Here is a 19,058-nt window from a genome sequence, read left to right as displayed (position 1 = left end):
GCGGGCTACTCGTCCGCCTCGTCCGGGTGGCCGAAGAACTCGATGATGGGCTTGTCCTGCTCGATGTGCTCGGCCACCACGCGCCGCATCTTCTCCGGCGTCATGTGCGAGTAGTACGCCTCGCCCTCCCAACCCATGAGCTGGTAGTCCTCGGGGGAGAGGGGATCCCTCTTGCGTCCCGTCTCCTCGCGGATGACGACGTTCGGCCCCATGTGACAGAAGCCGTAGCAACCTCCGCGGTACAGCTCGCAGCGCACCTGGAGCTTCCGGGTGGACAGCTCCTCACGGGCGGCCGTGGCCACGGCATCGGAGCCGCCGGCCTTGCAGCTGGAGCCCTTGCACACGGAGAGGCGGTAACGCTTCATGCGGCCCACCCTACGGAGTTTGTGATGCGCTGGAAAGGGTCGCTCGCCCCGAGGTGCACCCGTCCCCTCGCATGCCTGGAACGGGGTTGTAGGGCTGCAACGCGGCTGCACGCGCACGGGCCCTGAAACGGCACCGGCCCGCCATTCCACCGCACGAGGCGGGAGGGCGGGCCGGCAGCCGGCGGGGTGCGCCGGACGTCCTACTTGAGGAACTTCGTCACGGGCACCGGGCCCTCGTTGGAGACGACGGTGCGGCTGCCCGGAGCGCCGTGGTCACCATGGGCGTGGCCGTGGCCCGCCGTGAGCTCCGCGCCGTGGTGCGACTCGTGGCCCTCGCCGATGCGGGTGTGGGCCTCCTTGTGCACGTGGGCCGGCTGCGCCGAACCCGGGCGCTTGTTCCACGGATCGGACGGGTGGGAGACGGCGGCCCCCTTGAGCAGCTTGGGGATGTCGTAGACGAAGCCCTGCCGGTTGTACTCGGCCGGAGTGTGCGTGTACGTGTCCATGCGGATGGCGTCCTTGGGGCACGCGTCCACGCACAGGCCGCACACGATGCAGCGCAGCTCATCGATGACGAACTGGGTCGGGAACTTCTCGATGACGCGCGAGCTGCCCTCCGCCGCGTCCACCTCGTACTCCCCGGCCTCGATGTAGATGCACTGGGCCGGGCAGATGGTGGCGCACATGTAGCAGGCCACGCAGCGCGGCTTGCCGTCCTCGCGCGGAACCAGGCGGTGAAGACCGCGGTACCCGTCGGGGTAGGGGATCTTCTCCTCCGGGTACTGCACGGTGGTCACCAGGCTGGTGCTCTTGCGGTCCTCGAACGGGGTGTTGACCTCCCGCTCGCCGAAGAGGTTGCGCAGGAAGTGCCGGGTGGTGATGGCCAGACCGCGGATCAACTCCGGCAGGTAGGAGCGCTCGCGGATGTCGGTGCGGGGATCCTTGGTCGCGTTGTAAGCCATGATGTCTTTCTCTCAGCTCGCCTGGTGCGAGGCCGTGGCGGCACCGGAGTGCGCACCAGCAGGATGGGGGGCCGCGTGGGCCGCATGGGCGTGGGAGGGCAGTCCGTGACCATGCGCGTCGTGGCCGTGGGCATCGTGGCCATGGCCGCCGCCGTGCGCGCCTCCGTGGCCGTGACCCTCGGTGCTCGCCTCCTTCCGGGACAGCGTGAGGGCCACCAGGATGCCGATCTGCAGGATGCCGAAGATGGCCAGCGCGCGCAGCGACGGATCCCACAGCACCAGGGCGCCGGTCGCGAACACGTTGATGAGGCCCAGCGGCAGGAGGATCTTCCAGCCCAGCGTCTGGATCTGATCGTAACGGAAGCGCAGGAACGTCCAGCGGATGGCCAGCTGCAGCCACACGAAGAACATCACCTTCCCCCAGAACACGGTGCCCAGGATGGTGCCGTACAGCCACCCGTGCTCACGCATCACCGGCAGGTTGGACAGCCACTCGCCACCGAAGGGCAGGTGGTAGCCGCCGAAGAAGAGCACCACGACCAGGCCCGACAGGACCACGATCTCCACGAACTCGGAGATCATGAACAGGCCGAACTTCATGCCCGAGTACTCGACGAAGTAGCCGATGATCTCCGACTCACCCTCGGGCGTGTCGAAGGGGGCGCGCTTGGTCTCCGCGAAGGCCGCGGCGAAGAACAGGAAGAAGCCCAGCGGCTGCAGCAGGAAGCCCCACGCGGGGATGCCGATGTCGAAGCCACCGAAGTTGGCGGACCACAGGTAGCGGGCCTGCCCACTGGCCACGACGCCCGTGCCCAGCTCGTTGGCCACGTTGCCCACGAAGGAGGGCAGCTGCACCGTGGAGAAGGCCATCATCAGGCCCACCAGCGACAAGCCCAGGGCGACCTCGTAGGAGATCATCTGCGAGGCGGCGCGAACGCCACCGAGCAGCGCGAACTTGTTGTTGGAGGACCAGCCGGCCAGCGACGTGCCGTACACCGCCAGCGAGGCGATGGCGAACACGTAGAGGACGCCGAAGTCCGGGGTGGCGACCACCATGTCCACCGTCTCGCCGAACACCGACACCGTGGGACCGGCGGGCACCACCGCGAACAGGGCGAACACCGGCGCGAAGGCCAGCATGGGCCCCAGGTTGTAGAGCAGCCTGTTGGCCGTGGCCGGGATGAAGTCCTCCTTGAACAGCATCTTCATGCCGTCGGCCAGGAAGTGGGGGATGCCCACCAGGGCCTTGTCCTTGAGACCCGGCAGGTTGATGCGCGCGCGGTTGGGGCCGATGCGGTTCTGCATCAGCGAGCTCCACTTGCGCTCGGCCACCGTGAGCAGGGACGCGATGCCCATGACCACGGCGACCATCAGGATGACCAGGTTCGTCAGACGGCTGGCGCCCGGGAAGAGATCCTCCACGAGACCGCCCAGCAGGTACGCCGCCGCCATGATGCCCGCGAAGTGGGCGAACATGACGCCGAACCAGAACAGCATGGTGAGTGTGCGCTTCATTGTCAGAGACCCCGGACCCTGGGAGCGCCGAACTCACGATACCCCGGTGGCCGGCCGTCGGCGGCGGTCGGCAGGGGATTGATGCCAGGCTTTTCACGGTCGGGCGGAGCGGCCTTGTCCCAGTCGAACTGGGCGAGCTCGGCCACCTGCTTGCCCAGCTCGCGGAACGCCTCGCGCGAGGACGTCCAGGCCGCGGTGCCACCCAGCTCGCGGGTGAGCTCCGCCGCCAGCGCCCAGTGCGCCACGGCGTCGCCCTTGGACGGGTACGCCTTGCGGAAGCGCTGGACGATGCCGTCCATCTGCACGAAGGAGCCGTCGTACTCCACGTGGGTGGAGGCCGGCAGCAGCACGGTGGCCTGCGCGGTCAGCGGCGACTCGTTCATCGCCTGCGCCACGAAGACGTCCAGCTTCGCGGCCGCCTGGGCGAAGGTCTCCACGTTGCCCGGCACCTCGGTGCCCACGGCGTAGAGCGCCCTCACCTTGCCACCGTCGATGGCCTTCACCAGCTCGTCGAACGGACGGAGCGCCAGCCCCAGTCCGGCGGCGATGAGCTCCAGACCCTTGCGGTTGGGGTTCTTGTCCGCCGTCATGAGGTAGTGGTCGGCGTCACCCTGCGGACGGCCACCCACGTAGACCTCCCTGGCGCCCAGCGTCCCCTTGGCGAAGGTGAGCGTGGCGAGCAGGTCCTCGTTGGAGGCCAGTGGGGAGGCGAGCACCGCCACCTTGCCCTTCACCTCGCCGAGCGCCTTGGCGGCGGCCTTGATGGCCTCCTTGCGCGCGACCTCCGGACGGGCCGTACCGCCCTGCTGGCGGCCCACCACCGCGCTCAGCACGCGGCCGAGGTTGAGGTACTTGTACGAGAGCCGGCCCTGATCGCACATCCAGCTCTTGTTGATGGCCTCGTTCTCGCGCGGGCGGTAGCGGTAGGTGTCCTGCGCCATGAAGTCCGCGTAGGTGTTGCAGCCGCGCGAGCAGCCGGTGCACACGGACGGAGCGGCGGACAGGAACCACGAGCGGGCGCGGAAACGGAAGTCCCGGCTGAGCAGCGCGCCCACGGGGCAGATGTCCACGGTGTTGAGCGAGTAGTTGCTGTTGAGCTCGCTGCCCGGGAACGTGTCGATGACCTCGTGGCTGCCACGGCCGAAGATGCCGAGCTGCGGCTCCTTCGGGATCTCGTTCATGAAGCGCACGCAGCGGCTGCAGATGATGCAGCGCTCCTGGTCCAGCACCACGCGGGGTCCCAGGACCTTGCGCTTGTTCTTCATGACCTTGCCGCCCTCCAGACGCGAGGGGCGGTAGTCGTAGCGCATGTAGTAGTCCTGCAGCTTGCACTCACCGGCCTGGTCACAGATGGAGCAGTCGACCGGGTGGTTGAGCAGCAGGAACTCCATCACCGCGCGCTGCTGCTCCTTCACCTTGGCCGTGTTGGTCTTGATGACCTGGCCCTCGGCGAGCGGCGTCTGGCAGGCGGGCACCAGCTTGGGGGCGTTGGACGCCTCCACCATGCACATGCGGCAGTTGGCCGCGATGGACAGGCGCGGGTGGTAGCAGAAGTAGGGGATGTCCGAGCCGACCGAACGGGCGGCCTCGACCATGTTCGTCCCCGGCTTCACCACGACTTCCTTGCCGTCGATGGTGCAGGTGACGAAGCCCGGGTTCTTCGGCGGGGGCGGCCCGGCCGGCTTGGCGGTCGGAGGCGGGGGCGGCGCGGTGGGGGCGCTGTGCGCGGCCGGAGGGGTGTCCAGCTTCGCGCCCGCGGGCGGATGCTTCGGCGTGGAGCCGGGAGCCTCACGCGTTTCGGAGGGCGCGCCCTTGGGGGGCGGCTGCGAGTCTCCGGTTGGCTTCTTGGTGTCGTTGTCGCTCACTGCTCGACCTCGCCGCCGATCATGTTGATCGTGTCAAAGGTGGGAATGAGGTCCGCCAGCAACTTGCCCTTGATGATGTGGGGCACGGCGGACAGGATCGGGTAGCCCGGTGCGCGCACGTGGACCTTGTACGGCCGGCCGCTTCCGTCGCTCACCATGTACCAGCCCAGCTCTCCGTTGGCGGCCTCGGTGCAGTCGTAGACCTCGCCGGCGGGCACCTGGATGCCCTCCATCACCAGCTTGAAGTGGGAGATGACGCCCTCGATGGTGCCGTACACCTCGGGCTTGGGCGGCAGCGCGATGCGCCAGTCATTCACGATGATGGGGCCACCGGGGATCTGCTTCAGCGCCTGGCGGATGATGCGGTTGGATTGCCGCATCTCCTCGATGCGCATCAGGTAGCGATCGTAGTTGTCGCCATGCTGGCCCACCGGCACGTCGAACTCCATGCGGTCGTACACCCAGTATGGCTTCACCTTGCGGATGTCGTAGTCGATGCCGCAGGCGCGCAGGCAGGGGCCCGTCCATCCGTAGTCGATGGCGTCCTCGGCGGTGATGATGCCCGTCTCCTTGGTGCGGTCCACGAAGATGCGGTTGCGCGTGAGCAGCCCGTCCATCTCGTCGACCAGCTCCATCACCTTGTCGAGCGTCTTGATGACCTTCTCGCTCCACCCCTCGGGCAGGTCGCGGTTCATGCCGCCAATGCGCCCGAAGTTGGTGGTGAGCCGGGCGCCCGTCAGCTCGGCCACGCGATCCATGATGAGCTCGCGCGCCTCGACGCCGTAGAGGAAGGGCGCGAAGCCTCCGAGCTCCATGCCCGTCGCGGCCACGCACGTCAGGTGATCATGGATGCGGTGCAGCTCCGAGCCGATGACCCGGATGTACTGGGCGCGCTCGGGGATCTCCAGGCCGATGAGTTTTTCTACGGCGTTGAGGAAGCCGAAGTTGTTCATCATCGCGGACACGTAGTTCAACCGGTCCGTGTAGGGCAGGCACTGGGTCCAGGTGACGTTCTCGCAGCTCTTCTGGAAGCCGCGGTGGAGGAAGCCGATCTCACAGTCGATCGAGGCGATGTTCTCGCCCTCGAGCTCCACCTTCAGGCGCACCGTGCCGTGCGTGGCGGGGTGCGAGGGGCCCATGTTGATGTACATCCGCTTCGTCTGGAGGTGGGCTTCCAGCTCCTCCTCGTGGGCGTAAGCGTCGATGTCCGGGTTGGGCGCTGTGGGGTTGGGGGGTGACGCCGGCTTGTGGGTGTCCGCCATGATGTCCTCGGGGGGGCGACCGGTAGGAGGGCGAGCGTTCAGGAAACGCCGCTGGTACCGGGGCCGCGGAAGATGTCCTTGATGGGCCGCTCGGGGATGAGCGGCTGACGGTCGCGCAGGGCGTAGTCCTTGCGGAGCGGGTGGCCCTGGAACTCTTCGTACAACAACACGCGACGCAGGTCCGGATGTCCCGCGAAGCGGATGCCGTAGAAATCCCAGACGAAGCGCTCCCACCAGTCGGCGCCGCGGAAGACGGGCACGATGGAGGGGAGCTCCGGGTTGGCCTCGCTCACGCGCACCTTCAGGCGCACGTGCTCGTGACGCGACAGCGAGTAGATGAAGTAGACGACCTCGAAGCGCGGATCATTCTCCGCGAGGTGCAGGCGATCCACCGCATCGATGGAGGTGAAGAGCTTGAAGTCGAGCTCGTTCTTCAGGAACGCGGCGACCTTCGGCAGGTGCTCGGCGTGAATGACGGCCCAGGCGCCGCCAGTGCGGTCGAGGTAGCGCTCCGCCACCGCCTCCGGAAACTGGGCGGTGACCCTGTCCAGTGCGAAAGTGCTCAAGGGGGCCCCAATGCTGGCTATGGAATCCGGGGCGTTATAAGGATCACCCCGGGGGGGCGTCAACGTAATCCCTCAACCATCCTCGCTACTTACGCGAGGCAGAAGTCGACGTTCCCCGGAACGGGGTTTCCTGGCCGCCTCGCCGGAGCCCACGCGAGCAGGAGCGGGCAGGGGGATGAAGGTGGAGACGGGCTCGCGCTTTCCGGCCACGGGGGTGGGGGGCAGCTCCTGCCAGAGGAAGCCGTCGCCGACTGCGCTTCGAGGGGGTCCGCCCGTCCGCGCTACCGGTGGTGGAAAAGCGAGGGCCCCGCTGCCTCCGAGGAGGCTCGCGGGGCCCTGGGCCGGCACCTGCGCGGTGCCCGGGTGCCTACTTGCTCAGGTTGTACTGACTGGCCAGCAGGTCGTGCGGGGCCGAGCCACGGTGACCCGTCGTGTGCACCTGGTTGCCGATCTTGTCCTGCAGCAGCTTGAGGCCGTCGAGCACCTGCTCGGGGCGCGGCGGGCAGCCGGGGATGTAGACGTCCACCGGGATGATGCGGTCGATGCCCTGCAGCACCGCGTAGTTGTCGTAGAAACCACCCGACGAGGCGCACACGCCGAAGGCGACGACCCACTTGGGCTCGCACATCTGCTCGTACACGCGCTTGAGGATGGGGGCCTGCTTCAGGTTGATGGTGCCAATCACCATCAGCATGTCCGCCTGACGCGGCGAGAACCGGGGGAACTCGGCACCGAAGCGGGCGATGTCGTGGCGGGCCGCCGACACGGACATGAACTCCATGCCGCAGCACGCGGTGGCGAACGGGTAGGTGAAGAGCGAGTACTTGCGCGCCCAGCCCAGACCCTTGGAGACCATCCGCTCGAAGAAGCCCATGGCCTCGTCACGGCGGGTGGTCAGTACGGGTGCGATATCAGTCTCAGCCATGTTTCCTCAGTGCTCCCACTCCAGGGCGCCCTTCTTCCAGATGTAGATAAGGCCCACGACGAGGGTCGCAGCGAAAACGAGCATCTCCACGTAGCCGAACCAGCCGAGTGCCTGGAAGTTCACCGCCCAGGGGTACAGGAAGACCGCCTCGACATCGAACACGATGAAGAGGAGGGCGACCACGTAGAACTTCACCGCGAAGCGTTGGCGCGCGGTACCGCTGCTCTCGGAGCCGGCCTCGAAGGCCGTGGACTTGATGGCGCTCGGACGTCTGGGGCCCAGCAGAGCGGCCAGCTGCACGATGACGAGCGCCAGCACGCCCGCCAGCAGCAGCGCGATCGCCAGCGGCAGATAGGGGGCGAGAGGGTTGGTATTCATTCGGGGCGGACCCTAGGGACACCCGGAAGCGGTGTCAATGGGTAAACCCGGGATCCAACCCCCGGATATGCCAGCGGAAAGCGGCGGGGCCCGCTCGGTCGTCCTCCTTCAGGTGCCGAGCGTCCAGGAGCGGGGGGTTTGACGCTTCGCGCACCGGGCGCCTAGGGTCGCCTGGCGCGTCTTCCCGATCAGACAGGAGAGAGCCCGGGCATGTGGGGTCGGCTCAGTTTGCGCTGGCAGGTGGCCTTGGCGGTGCTGGTTCCCAGCCTCGCCGTGGCCCTGTTCAGCGGTTTCTACTTTCCGAAGCAGCAGCGCTCCCATGGGCTCAAGCGGCTCGAGGAGCGGGCATTGGCCGTGGGGCTGCTCGCCTCGGATGAGATCTCCTCTCTTCTGGAGCAGCGGGGCGCGGTGCTTCCGGCGCTTCCGGGTCCCCATCCCATGGATGCGCCCGAGGGAGGGCTGCGCGAGGTGAAGCACCTCTCGCACATCTTCGAGCGGGTGGAGCAGACCGGCTCCGTGTCCTTCCAGGCCGTGCTGGCGCCCGACGGCAAGGTGCTGACGGAGCGGGGCAGCATGCCACGCGGGACGCGGGGCTCGTCGGATATGGGGACGGGCTGCGCGGTGACGCGGATGCAGGGCAACCCGGTGGCGATCTGCGGACTGCCCGGGGGCCACTCCTACGTGCTGGGCCTGGACGGAGCCGCGGTGAACGCCGAGGTGGCGGCCCTGCGTTGGCCGACCCTCCTCGTGTACCTGGGCGCCATGGTGGTGGGCCTGTTCATCGCCTTCTTCATCGGGCGGGTCATCGCCGAGCCGGTGACGCGCATGTCCCAGGCGGCGCGCGAGGTGGCGCAGGGAGACGTGTCGCTCAGCGAGGTGGATGTGGCCTCGGCGGGCGAGGTGCGGATGATGGCGCACTCCTTCAACGAGATGCTGGGCACGCTGCGCGGCACGATCTCCGAGCTGCTGGCGCGGTTGGATCAGCTCTCCAGCGCCTCGCGCGGGCTGACGGGTGCGTCCGCGGATCAGGAACACGTCATCAGCCAGCAGGCGGCGTACGCGCAGCAGATCGCCGCGACCTTCGAGGAGCTGAGCCGCACGGCCGAGCAGATCTCCAGCTCCACCGAGGTGGTGGAGTCCAGCGCGCGGCGCACGCACGAGGCGGTGGCCGAGGCGATGGCGGTGGTGGCGCAGGTGGTCGCGGGCATCAATGACATCCGCATGGAGTCCAAGGGCGTGGCGGACGCGATCGTGGGCCTCAACCAGGATCTGCAGCAGGTGTCGAAGATCGCCCAGGTCATCAACCAGGTGGCGGAGCGCTCGGACCTGCTGGCGCTGAACGCGGCGCTGGAGGGCACGAAGGCGGGCGAGGTGGGCCGGGGCTTCTCGCTGGTGGCGGCGGAGATGCGCAAGCTGGCGGAGAACGTGTCCGCGTCGGCGCGGGACATCGCCCGCATCGTGGAGAAGGTGCAGGACTCCGGGAACGAGGCGGCCACCAAGGCGCGCGTGGGCATGGCCACCAGCGACCGGGGCGTGGAGGTGGCCGAGCAGGCCTCGGCGGTGTTCCAGCGAATCGTGGAGCTGGCGCGCGGCACGAGCGAGGCGGCACGGCAGATCACCATCGCCACGCGGCAGCAGCGTCAGTCGAGTGAGCAGGCCGTGCAGGGCGCGCGCAACGTGGCCGAGCTGGTGAAGCAGGGCGTGGACGCCACGGGCCGCACCACCCGCATCGCCCAGGATCTGCAGAACGTGGCCGACAGCCTCACCGTGCTCACCAGCAAGTTCAAGGTGGCGCGCGACCGCTGAGCCGAGGGGGCTCCCCCCCCTTGGTCAGGCGGCCCGCGCCAGCTCGATGCGCGTCTTCTTCGGGGGCTGTCCGAAGGGCATGTGGCGCAGCCTGGGGGGCGCCGCTCCTGGTGCGAGCTGGGGCCGCACTCCCCGACGCGTCAGCTCGCGCGCGAACGCGGCGGCGAACTGCACCACCTCCATCCAGGCCAGGTGGTAGCCCAGGCAGAAGTGGGGACCACCTCCGAAGGCCGCGGTCTCGATGGCCGACGGTGGCACCCGCCTCCCCATCCAGCGCGAGGGATCGAAGTACTCCGGCTCGGAGAAGAGTGCCGGGTCGTAGCCGTAGGTCCCGATGGGGACGGTGATCATCGTGCCCCGGGGCACCCGCCTGCCGTGCAGCACCAGGTCCTCGGTGGCCTCACGCGCCGTGAACGCCACGGGGGGGTACATCCGCAGCACCTCGCGGAAGAGCGCCTCGGCGAAGGGGTGCCGCTTGAGCTCGTCCGGCGAGCGGGGCAGGCCCGGCGCCGCCATCGACTCGTCCCGCAGCTTCTCCCAGAGATCGGGCCGCTGGGCGAGCACGATGCCCAGCCACGCCATCACCGACGCGGACGTCTCGTGCCCCGCGAGCGCCAGCAGGCGCAGGTTCTGGATGAGGTCCGAATCCCCGAGCGCGTTTCCTTCCTCGTCGCGCGCCGTCAGCAGGGCCGCGAGCGTCCCCTTCATGTCCGGTTTGCCCCGTGCCGCGGAGATCAGGTCGGCGAGGCGTGCGTCGAGCCATCGCCGGCCCCGACTGGCGCGCCTGGCCGGCGAGAAGGGCAGGTCGAGCCTCACGGGCAGGGCACCCAGCACGAAGTCGCGGTAGTTCCGGTTCCAGGCCTCCAGCTCGCTCCGGTCGATGCCCATGATGCGGAAGATGATGTCGAGCGCGAGCTTCTGGGTCTCCGCGAGCAGGGAGAAGGGGCCTTGTTGGGGGAGGCCGGCCACGCTCGCCTCGATGACCTCGGCCGAGATGGCGGCGGCGCCACTGGACGTCAGCCCCCGGGGCGTGAAGGCCCCGCTCATGGCCGAGCGCAGATTGCGATGGGGAACCCCGTCCCGAGACAAGAGGGAGTCGCCGATGAAATCCGGCGCCTGCTCGCGGATGAACTCGCTGCTGGTCACCCGGTTCTTGAGCAACTCGAAGCCGGGCTCTCCCATACACACGAGCGACCAGCCTCCCATGTTCTTCATCCAGAACAGCGGACCCACCTTGGAGGCGGCGTCGCGCAGGAAGGTGAGGGGAGAGCCGATGTTGAAGGGCGCGTGCCCCACCAGGGGGAGTCCTCCGGGGAGGATGGGGATTCCGTCCCGGTGGGTTTCCTTCTGGGGCAACTGGAAGAGCAGGTTGGTCAGGGCTTGCATGGGGGCGTGAAGACAATTCACGGGGCCCGTTACAAATCCATGACGCGTGAGCGGGTTTGGCGGATTCGCCTGGGATTTGTCATCAGGGTGACGCCCCCCTCAGGTTGTCTGTCATCAAGTGCTCATGACGAGCGCTTCCGCACATTCAGCTCGCCGGATGTGCCGCCTGACTCGAGGCCCGGGCGCGCAGCTTCGCGAAGTTCGCGGCGGGCGTCGTGGAGTCTCCGGGGCGCTTGCCCGGCGTCACCTGTTCGCCGTGGAAGTCGCTGCCTCCGGTGGGCACCAGGTCGAACTCCTTCGCGAACCTCAGGTACTTCTCCTGCACGCTCGGGTTGTGGTCCGCGTGCAGCGCCTCCATCCCGTCCAGCCCCGCCTTCGCCAGTTGCAGGAGCTCGTAGCGCTCCACCTTCGAGCTGCCCGGGTGCGCCAGCGTGGCCGTGCCTCCCGCGCGGTGGATGAGCCGGATGGCCTCCGCCCCTTCCAGCTTGAAGCGATCCACCCACGCCGCCTTGCCCGCGCCCAGGAACCGGTCGAACGCATCCTTCACGTCCAGGCACCAGCCCCGCTCCACCAGCAACCGCGCCAGGTGCGGCCTCCCGAGCTGCGCGCTCCCCGCGATGGCCCGCACCTCCTCCATCCTCACCGGAAAGCCCATCTTCCGCAGGCCCTCCACCATCCGCTCCATCCGCTGCTCGCGCTCCACCCGCAGCCGCGCCGCGTAGCTGGCCAGCTCCGGGAAGTCCGGCCGCACGAAGTGCCCCAGGATGTGCACCTCCCGCCTCAGGACGAACGCCGACAGCTCGATGCCCGGCACCAGCTCGATTCCGTGCGCCCGCGCCGCCTCCTCCGCCTCCCCCAGCCCCGCCACCGTGTCGTGGTCCGTCACCGCCAGCACCGTCACTCCGGCGCTCGCCGCCAGGGCCAGCAACTCGGCGGGCGAGTGTTGGCCATCACTCGCCGTGGTGTGGGAATGCAGATCGATCACGACTGACTCCAAGGGGCTCGGGTTGAAAGGTCCGCTTACGCTTCGTAGGATGTGGGATAAACCTGGGTCTCACCAGCGACGGCGGCAATGCAGCAGCACCCATTCCAGATTTCCCGGAAGATCGAATACGGGATGAGGGCCATGATCTTCCTGGCCTCGCAGCCCATGGATCGCACGGTTCCCTTCCGGGAGATAGCCCGCCGCATGGACGTGCCGGAGGATTTCCTGGCGAAGATCCTCAAGACGCTCGTGGAGCGCAACATGGTTCGCTCGACGCGAGGGGCCCATGGCGGCTACGCGCTGGCCCGGCCGGCCCGGGAGGTGTCCTTCCTGGACGTCATCGAGGCCGTCGAAGGTCCAGTGGTGGTCAATGTCTGCCAGGACGGCAGTGCCCACGACTCCTGCAAGGCCACCGGCAGTTGCACCATGTACGGCGTGTGGAAGCTCGGCCAGCAACGGATGCTGGAGGTCTACCGCCACGCCACGCTGGACCGGCTCGCGATGAGCGACCTGCACGAGGCGCCCGGAGCTCCCACACGTCCGGCCGCGGAATCGCGGCGAGTGGAGTGAGTGGAGGAGGGCCCATGGCCAAGGACGACACCATCGAGAACCGCGTGTATCTCTTCGATTCGCTGGCGCGCAGCTACGTCTCCGCCGCGTCGGAGCTGCTGTCCTCCGAGGACGAGGCGGTCCGCGCACGGGCGATGCGGGCCCTGGCGGACCTGGCGTACGTCTCGTGCGTCGTCGCGGACACCGGACACCTGTCCCCCGAGCAGGTGCGCCAGCGGGTGCTGGGGACCCCCGACCCGGAGCTGCCCGAGCCCGACGAGGACGAGCGGGGCGGCAAGGGCAAGAAGCGCAAGTAAACCGGTGCTCCCCTCGGCGCGCGGGCGGTGATAGATCGCCCGCCATGGCCAAGACCCCCTCGAACAGCAAGAAGAACCTGCGCTCCCACTATTCGGGGGCTCGCAAGGCGGACCCGCGTCCCATCACCGGCAAGGAGTCTCCCTCCGAGCTCCTGGAGCACGCCTTCTCCGCCTACGTGGGGCGCCAGGAGCGCACCGCGTTCGAGTTGATGCGCCGCTCCATGGAGGTGGACGCCTCCATCTTCCTCACGCTCTCGGGCGCGATGACCCCGGCGGGTCTCCACCAGAGCTGCATCATCCCGCTCATCGAGAAGGGCATCATCTCCGCGCTCACCACCACCGGCGCCAACCTCTACCACGATGCCCACCGCATCATCGGCCACGCCATCCGCGAGGTGAACCCCAACGCGGGTGACCTCCAGTACCGCCTGGCCCGCATCATCCGCATCTACGACCTGGGCTTCTGGGAGGAGGCGCTGCTCGACACCGACCGGCTCTTCTCCGCGCTCCTGCGCCGCCCCGAGTTCCAGCGCAAGATGACCACCGCCGAGTTCCACTACCTGCTCGGCAAGAACATCCAGGCCATCGAGAAGCAGCTCGGCGTGAAGCAGCCGTCGCTGCTGTCCACCTGCTACAAGTACGGCGTGCCCATCTTCGTGGGCGCCGTGCAGGACGGCTCCATCTTCCTCAACGCCGTGAAGCTCAAGCGGCTGCTGGGCGCGGAGTTCAAGTTCGAGATCGACATCAACGACGACGTCTACTGGATGTCGGCGATCCAGCACTACTGCCGCCACCACTTCTCCAACAAGATGGCCATCTGGATCCTCGGCGGTGGCGTGCCCAAGAACTACACGCTGCAGGGCGAGCCGCTGCTGGATCAGATCCTCGGCGTGCCCACCGATGGCTTCGACATCGACGTGCAGTTCTGCGTGGACCCGGTGGACAACGGAGCGCTCTCGAGTTGCCCGGCCGGTGAGGGCCACACCTGGGGCAAGGTGTCCATGGAGGCCGTGGAGGCGGGCTCCATGTACGTGCACACCGACGTCACCGCCGTCTTCCCGTGGCTCACCCACGCCCTGCTGAGCGACACGAAGATGAAGCGCAAGCCGCGCCGGCTCATGGACGTGATGCAGGAGGCGGTGGCCTTCCTCGACAAGGACGTGCAGAAGCGCCGCAAGTCGCTGATGAAGACGATCGACTGGAGCCCCGAGGACCCGAAGCCCAACCCGGACGAGCACACCGCGTACGTCCGCTGAGTCCACGTCACAGAAGGAGCCACGACCATGAGCGAATCCACTCCCGCCACCGGCGTCGTGATGAACGTCGTGAGCGCGCCGGGCTTCCACTGCAAGCTGGAGCACGGCCCGTCCGGTACGTCCATCACCACCGAGGCGCCCAAGGACAACGGTGGCACCGGCATGTCCTTCTCCCCCACGGACCTCGTGGGCGCGGCGCTCGCCTCCTGCGCCCTCACCACCATGGCCCTGGCCGCCTCGCGCGAGGGCATTCCCTTCGGTGAGGCAAGGGCCCGCGTGGAGAAGCGGATGACGCCTCCGCCGCGCCGCATCGGCGAGCTGGTGCTGGAGATCGACATGCCCGCGGGCCTCTCCGCCGCGCAGCGCGCCCGGCTGGAGGAGGTGGCGCATGGGTGCCCCGTCACGCGCAGCCTGCACCCGGACGTGAAGCTGCCGGTCTCCTTCCGCTACCCGGACGCGCCCAGGTAGGACGCGGACCCGCTCCTCCGCCTGCTCTCCGAACGCCCGGGCATGGCCTCCTGCGCCGCTGCCCGGGCATGCCGACCCTCCTCCGGGTGGGAGTGAGCACGAGGAGGGTGGCGTGAACGTGGAGTTGTTGAGGATCTACCTGAACGACCATCTGGCGGGTTCCACCGTGGGCCTGGAGTTGGCGCGCCGCGCGAAGGCGGAGAACGCGGGCAACTCCGTGGGCGAGTACCTGGACACGCTGGTGGGGGAGCTCCGGGAGGATCGCTCGGTCCTCCTGAATGTGCTGTCGGCGCTGGGATTGAGGCGTGATCCGGTGAAGGAGGGCGTGGCCTGGGTGGGCGAGATGCTGGCCCGGCTGAAGCTCAATGGCCGGTTGACGAGCTACTCGCCGCTGAGCCGCGTGGTGGAGCTGGAGGGGCTGTGCCTGGGCACCGAGGGGCGGCTGTCGTTGTGGCGGACGCTGCGGCGCCTGTCACGCAAGGACGAGCGCCTGGCCCGCTTCGACTTCGCGGCGCTCATCACGAGGGCGGAGCACCAGCGGCGCGCCCTGGAGCGGTTGAGGCAGACGGCCACGGAAGAGGCCTTCTCCGGACCCGATGAAGGTTCCGTGCTGCCCCTCACTCCCTCTCCCTCCGGGAGAGGGCCGGGGTGAGGGTAGAGGAGCACCCGCGCGGCACTTCGCATCCAAGACACGGCGAGGAACGGGGCCTATAAGGTGCCCCCCATGGATGCGAAGTTGCGACAGGTGGTGGAGTTCCTGCTGAGGGAGGGACAGGTGGAGTGGACCACCGACAAGTCCGCTCCTGGAGTCGAGCCGGAAGCACGGGAGCTCTTCATCAGCGTGGGCTCTCGGAGCGAGTCCCTGCCTCCACACCCGCGCATGCTGGCGTGGAAGCTGCCCCAGTGGATGCAGCGCTCGGTGCGCTCCACCACGGGCGCCGTCCTCCTCTCCGCCGACGCGCTCGATGAGCTCTCCCGGCAGCTCAGGGAAGGCCAGCCGGATGGAGCGATCGGGCCCCTCAAGCTGCGCATCCATGTCCACACCCTCGACGTCGTCTGCGCTTCCCTGCTGGCCGTGTACCGGCTCCTCCACGGCTCCTGGCCCGAGGGAGCCGAGGCGCTCGCCGACTATCTGGGGGAGTGGGAGCAGGGCCACACCGAGACGGTGGGCGACTACGAGCGGGCCCTCGGGACGGTGTTCTACGCCGCGTTGAACCTCTGGAGCTCGGAGACCGACCGCCCCACCCGCGAGGTATTGGAGCTCATGGTATCGGTGTTGGAGGTGGTCCGCCTCCCCGCGGAGTGCGCGAAGCTGCCCGAGGGGCTCATTCCCCCCGTCATCTCCCGGCGGCTCAAGGCGGACGAGCGCCTGTACCGCGCCGAGCTGTCTCGCGCCCAGCGGGTGCAGCTCGACATTCCACTGGACGCGCGCAAGGACGGGGCCGTGCGGCGCGTGGACGCGCTCTTCCTGTCCTCCTTCCAGGACGTCACCGTCCTGCGGCTCCTCGCGCGCACCGACAGCGAGAACACCCATTACGGCCAGGGCTTCGACTTCATGGCCGTCCACATCTCCCGGCCGGAGCAGACCAGGCCCTGGCACGCCATCTCGATCACCCCCGAGCGCGCGGGATCGCTCGCGGATCTCGCGGGCGCGCTGGACGAGCTCGAGGGAGACCGGCTACCGGATGGGACGCCGCGCAAGCGGGGCGCGCGCCGTTTCGAGCGCCAGCCCAATGACTACTCGGACCCGTGGTACTCGGACGGCTACGCCAGTCCCGTCGGACGTTCGACGATGGTGGCGGTCCCGTACTCGGGCACCCGGCTGTCGCGCCGCGAGCTATGGGAGGCCATCTGGGACCGGTTCAACGTCGGCCGCCATGTCCACGTCCTTCGCGCCCACACCGTTTTCGCCCGGCCCTTCCTGTGGCGGGGACCGGCGCCGGACGCGGAGCTCGTGTCCCGGGGGTTCCGCCGGTGTGACTTCTCCCCCCAGGGCTCGTCCTTCCACCCCGCGGTGGTCCACTCGTTCCTGGGCGCCACGCACGAGGCGGACGTGATGCACTACGAGAAGTCCGCCGATGGCCACACCGTGCGCGTCTCCGTCTACCCGAACCGGCTCGTCGTCGTGTGGATCGAACGCCCCGGGAAGACGCCGACCTCGCTGTATGCGCTCGCCCAGGAGCAGGCGGCGCTCGCGGAGGGCAAGGCGTTGTGGGAACTCGAGGCCCTGCGGGGACTGCCTCCCTGGCTCGCGCCGCTGGGACCGGAGCGATGGCTCGTCTATGGCTCCTACCGCATCTCCCGTGGACGCTCGTCGATGCTCGATGACTCGCGGTCCATGCAGGGGCTCTTCCACGCGCTCGCCTCTGGCACGGAGCCCACCCTGGAGAAGCTGCCGTCGGAGGCCGCGGCCGAGAGCCGGCGGGTCCTCCGGGATGCCGCCGGCGAGACGGAGCACTGGTTGACCTCGACGGGCGGCGCCCGGCTCGAGTTCCTCATCGAGGAAGAGGAGCGCGGGCCGCTCGCGTGCGACCGGGACGTCCTCCTCTTCCTCCTCACGATCGGTCAGCGCTATTCGGCCTTCGAGACGAGCCGGCGCATGGCCGAGGTGGAGCAGCGCTACCGGACCTCGCGCTGGCAGAACCTGCGGCCCGCGCGCAGCGTCCGCTCGGACGTGATGCTCTTCACCAACTCCCTGTGGCACACGCGCGTGAGCGAGGATCCGGACGTCAACGCGCGTTACCTCGCCTGGCACTCGCTGCACGGGCTGCAGGAGACGGTGGAGGCCATGAGGGATCAGGCCTCGGAGCTGGATCAGTACAAGAGGGATCAGTTCGACCGGATGGTGGGGATTCTGGTGTTCGTCTTCCTGCCGGTGAGCCTCGCATGCGGGTTCTTCTCCGGAGCGCAGTTCCAGGACATGAGCCCCACCGTGGGCATCCCGGGCGCCACCACCGGCTGGCTCATCTTCCTGGGCTACACCGCGGCCTTCACGGTGCTCGTCTTCGGAACGGTGTTCCTCGCCCGGGTGATGAACTGGCGCCGACGCTGAGGTGCCCGGCAGTGGGAATCCCAAGACCGTCCAGCCGTTGAGCCCTCGGCCCGACCCGCTTTCATTCTAGGATTCGCTCCCATGCCGTCCCGGTTCCCCACCTTCTCGATCCTCATCATGACCGCTGCCGTGCTGGGGCACGTCTACCTGTACAGGCGCCTGGTACGGGACACGGTGCGCAGCCGTGCGCTCCGGGTGCTGGCGGTGGTGATGCTCCTCCTGTTGACGCTCGGGCTGCTGCTCCGGCGCACGCTGCAGGACGCGCTCCCCGAGGCGTTCTCGACCGTGTTCCTGGTGGCGTCCTATTCCTGGATGGGGCTGGGGCTCTTCCTGGTGCTCGCGCTCCTCGTGTTGGATCTCGGCCTGGGGCTCGCGGCGCTGGGACGACGGTTTCGCTCGCCCGCCATCCGTGAGTCCCCGAGAGCGTCTCCCGTGGACGTGCCTCCCTCTCCGCTGGTGGATGAGGAGCGGCGGCGCTTCCTCTCGCGAGTGGTGGCCGGGAGCGCCTTCGTCTCGGGTGGCGGGTTCGCCGCGTATGGGAACTGGAGGGCCTTCGCCCCACCGCGCGTGACCGAGGTGGCGGTGAAGATTCCGAAGCTGCCCAAATCCCTGGACGGCTTCAGCATCGTGCAGCTCACGGACATCCACGTGGGACCCTTCATCCGGCGCGAGTTCATGGACGAGCTGGTCCGCCAGACCAACGCGCTCCGGCCGGACCTCGTGGCCATCACGGGCGATCTCGTGGACGGGGACGTGCCCACGCTCGGGGGCTCGGTGGCGGCGCTCGGGAACCTGAAGTCGCACTTCGGCTCCTTCTTCGTCACCGGCAACCATGATTACTACTCCGGTGACGAGGCGTGGACGGCGTTCCTCGAGACACTCGACGTCCGGGTGCTGCGCAACCGTCATGTGAGCATCGGCGATGCGGGCGGCTCGTTCGACCTGGTGGGCGTGGATGACTGGAGCGGGGGGCGGCGGCGCGGCAGGAAGGGGTACGATCTCGACCTGGCGCTCGCGGGACGTGACCCGGACCGCGCCTCGGTGCTGCTCGCGCATCAGCCCGCCAACTTCGTGGTCGCGGCACAGCGGGGCGTGGACCTCCAGATCTCCGGCCACACCCACGGTGGGCAGCTCGTTCCCATGACCTTCTTCATCGGCCTGGTCTGGGATCACTCCGCGGGGCTCTACCATCACGGTGACTCCCACATCTTCGTGAGCCGCGGTTGTGGCTTCTGGGGCCCGCCCATGCGCGTGGGCAGCCCCCCGGAGATCGTCAAGCTCGTGCTGACGGCGTAGGGCGCTCGTCACGAGGACGTCACCTCGACGTCCGGGACGTTGCCTCCGAAGCAGTCGGGCGACCGAGCACGAGAGGTAGAGCACCTGCACGCTAAGATGCCCGGC

At 68.5% G+C, this 19,058-nt stretch carries 18 protein-coding genes; 8 read left to right on the top strand and 10 right to left on the bottom strand.

All coding sequences use genetic code 11. The annotated features are described in order from the left end of the window. Window positions 1-5: 5 nt before the first annotated feature. The 8 genes from JQX13_RS49105 to JQX13_RS49070 form a co-directional block, all read right to left on the bottom strand. Window positions 6-365, bottom strand: a complete 360-nt coding sequence (locus JQX13_RS49105) for a (2Fe-2S) ferredoxin domain-containing protein (RefSeq protein WP_203406281.1) — start codon at window positions 363-365, stop codon at window positions 6-8. Between the two features lie 200 nt (window positions 366-565). Continuing rightward, the gene (locus JQX13_RS49100) at window positions 566-1,327 is read right to left on the bottom strand and encodes a NuoI/complex I 23 kDa subunit family protein (protein ID WP_203406280.1); all 762 of its coding nucleotides are present in this window, start codon (window positions 1,325-1,327) and stop codon (window positions 566-568) included. A 12-nt stretch (window positions 1,328-1,339) separates the two neighbouring features. Beyond that, on the bottom strand, window positions 1,340-2,842 hold the full coding sequence (locus tag JQX13_RS49095) for a complex I subunit 1/NuoH family protein (RefSeq protein WP_203406279.1): 1,503 nt from the start codon (window positions 2,840-2,842) through the stop codon (window positions 1,340-1,342). Between the two features lie 2 nt (window positions 2,843-2,844). Next, entirely contained in the window at window positions 2,845-4,707 is a 1,863-nt protein-coding gene (locus JQX13_RS49090) for a 2Fe-2S iron-sulfur cluster-binding protein (RefSeq protein WP_203406278.1), read from the bottom strand. Further along, window positions 4,704-5,969: an NADH dehydrogenase (quinone) subunit D gene (nuoD, locus tag JQX13_RS49085; RefSeq protein ID WP_203406277.1), complete on the bottom strand. Its 1,266-nt coding sequence runs from the start codon at window positions 5,967-5,969 to the stop codon at window positions 4,704-4,706. The genes JQX13_RS49090 and nuoD overlap by 4 nt, the downstream gene beginning before the upstream one ends. Window positions 5,970-6,007: 38 nt before the next feature. After that, entirely contained in the window at window positions 6,008-6,520 is a 513-nt protein-coding gene (locus tag JQX13_RS49080) for an NADH-quinone oxidoreductase subunit C (protein WP_203412567.1), read from the bottom strand. 382 nt (window positions 6,521-6,902) lie between these two features. Then, window positions 6,903-7,460: an NADH-quinone oxidoreductase subunit B gene (locus JQX13_RS49075; RefSeq protein ID WP_203406276.1), complete on the bottom strand. Its 558-nt coding sequence runs from the start codon at window positions 7,458-7,460 to the stop codon at window positions 6,903-6,905. 6 nt (window positions 7,461-7,466) lie between these two features. Then, window positions 7,467-7,838 (bottom strand): NADH-quinone oxidoreductase subunit A, encoded by a 372-nt coding sequence (locus tag JQX13_RS49070; protein ID WP_203406275.1) that lies wholly within the window; start codon window positions 7,836-7,838, stop codon window positions 7,467-7,469. A 210-nt stretch (window positions 7,839-8,048) separates the two neighbouring features. Between JQX13_RS49070 and JQX13_RS49065 the strand changes: the two genes are divergently transcribed. Then, window positions 8,049-9,644 (top strand): methyl-accepting chemotaxis protein, encoded by a 1,596-nt coding sequence (locus JQX13_RS49065; RefSeq protein WP_203406274.1) that lies wholly within the window; start codon window positions 8,049-8,051, stop codon window positions 9,642-9,644. Window positions 9,645-9,668: 24 nt separating this feature from the next. On the opposite strand, the gene JQX13_RS49060 is transcribed toward JQX13_RS49065, so the two are convergent. Continuing rightward, complete coding sequence (locus tag JQX13_RS49060) at window positions 9,669-11,030, bottom strand: cytochrome P450 (protein WP_203406273.1); 1,362 nt, start codon at window positions 11,028-11,030, stop codon at window positions 9,669-9,671. A 145-nt stretch (window positions 11,031-11,175) separates the two neighbouring features. Beyond that, entirely contained in the window at window positions 11,176-12,015 is an 840-nt protein-coding gene (locus JQX13_RS49055; protein WP_203406272.1) for a PHP domain-containing protein, read from the bottom strand. Window positions 12,016-12,156: 141 nt separating this feature from the next. Between JQX13_RS49055 and JQX13_RS49050 the strand changes: the two genes are divergently transcribed. The 7 genes from JQX13_RS49050 (at window position 12,157) to JQX13_RS49020 (ending at window position 18,953) form a co-directional block, all read left to right on the top strand. Then, entirely contained in the window at window positions 12,157-12,585 is a 429-nt protein-coding gene (locus tag JQX13_RS49050; RefSeq protein ID WP_239014330.1) for an RrF2 family transcriptional regulator, read from the top strand. 14 nt (window positions 12,586-12,599) lie between these two features. Then, window positions 12,600-12,881, top strand: coding sequence for a hypothetical protein (locus JQX13_RS49045; RefSeq protein WP_203406270.1), 282 nt, complete (start codon window positions 12,600-12,602; stop codon window positions 12,879-12,881). 44 nt (window positions 12,882-12,925) lie between these two features. Next, window positions 12,926-14,137 (top strand): deoxyhypusine synthase family protein, encoded by a 1,212-nt coding sequence (locus JQX13_RS49040; RefSeq protein WP_203406269.1) that lies wholly within the window; start codon window positions 12,926-12,928, stop codon window positions 14,135-14,137. A 27-nt stretch (window positions 14,138-14,164) separates the two neighbouring features. Then, window positions 14,165-14,605, top strand: a complete 441-nt coding sequence (locus tag JQX13_RS49035; protein ID WP_203406268.1) for an OsmC family protein — start codon at window positions 14,165-14,167, stop codon at window positions 14,603-14,605. A 112-nt stretch (window positions 14,606-14,717) separates the two neighbouring features. Next, entirely contained in the window at window positions 14,718-15,257 is a 540-nt protein-coding gene (locus JQX13_RS49030) for a hypothetical protein (RefSeq protein WP_203406267.1), read from the top strand. A 72-nt stretch (window positions 15,258-15,329) separates the two neighbouring features. Beyond that, window positions 15,330-17,657, top strand: a complete 2,328-nt coding sequence (locus tag JQX13_RS49025) for a hypothetical protein (protein WP_203406266.1) — start codon at window positions 15,330-15,332, stop codon at window positions 17,655-17,657. Window positions 17,658-17,738: 81 nt separating this feature from the next. Continuing rightward, window positions 17,739-18,953 carry a metallophosphoesterase gene (locus JQX13_RS49020; protein WP_203406265.1) on the top strand — a complete coding sequence of 405 codons (1,215 nt, stop codon included), beginning with the start codon at window positions 17,739-17,741 and terminating at the stop codon, window positions 18,951-18,953. Window positions 18,954-19,058: the final 105 nt, after the last annotated feature.

It is taken from the genome of Archangium violaceum (assembly GCF_016859125.1).
Lineage (GTDB): Bacteria > Myxococcota > Myxococcia > Myxococcales > Myxococcaceae > Archangium > Archangium violaceum_A.
The sequence above is the reverse complement of the archived record's forward strand: the minus strand, read 5'-3'. Positions and strand labels throughout refer to the sequence as shown.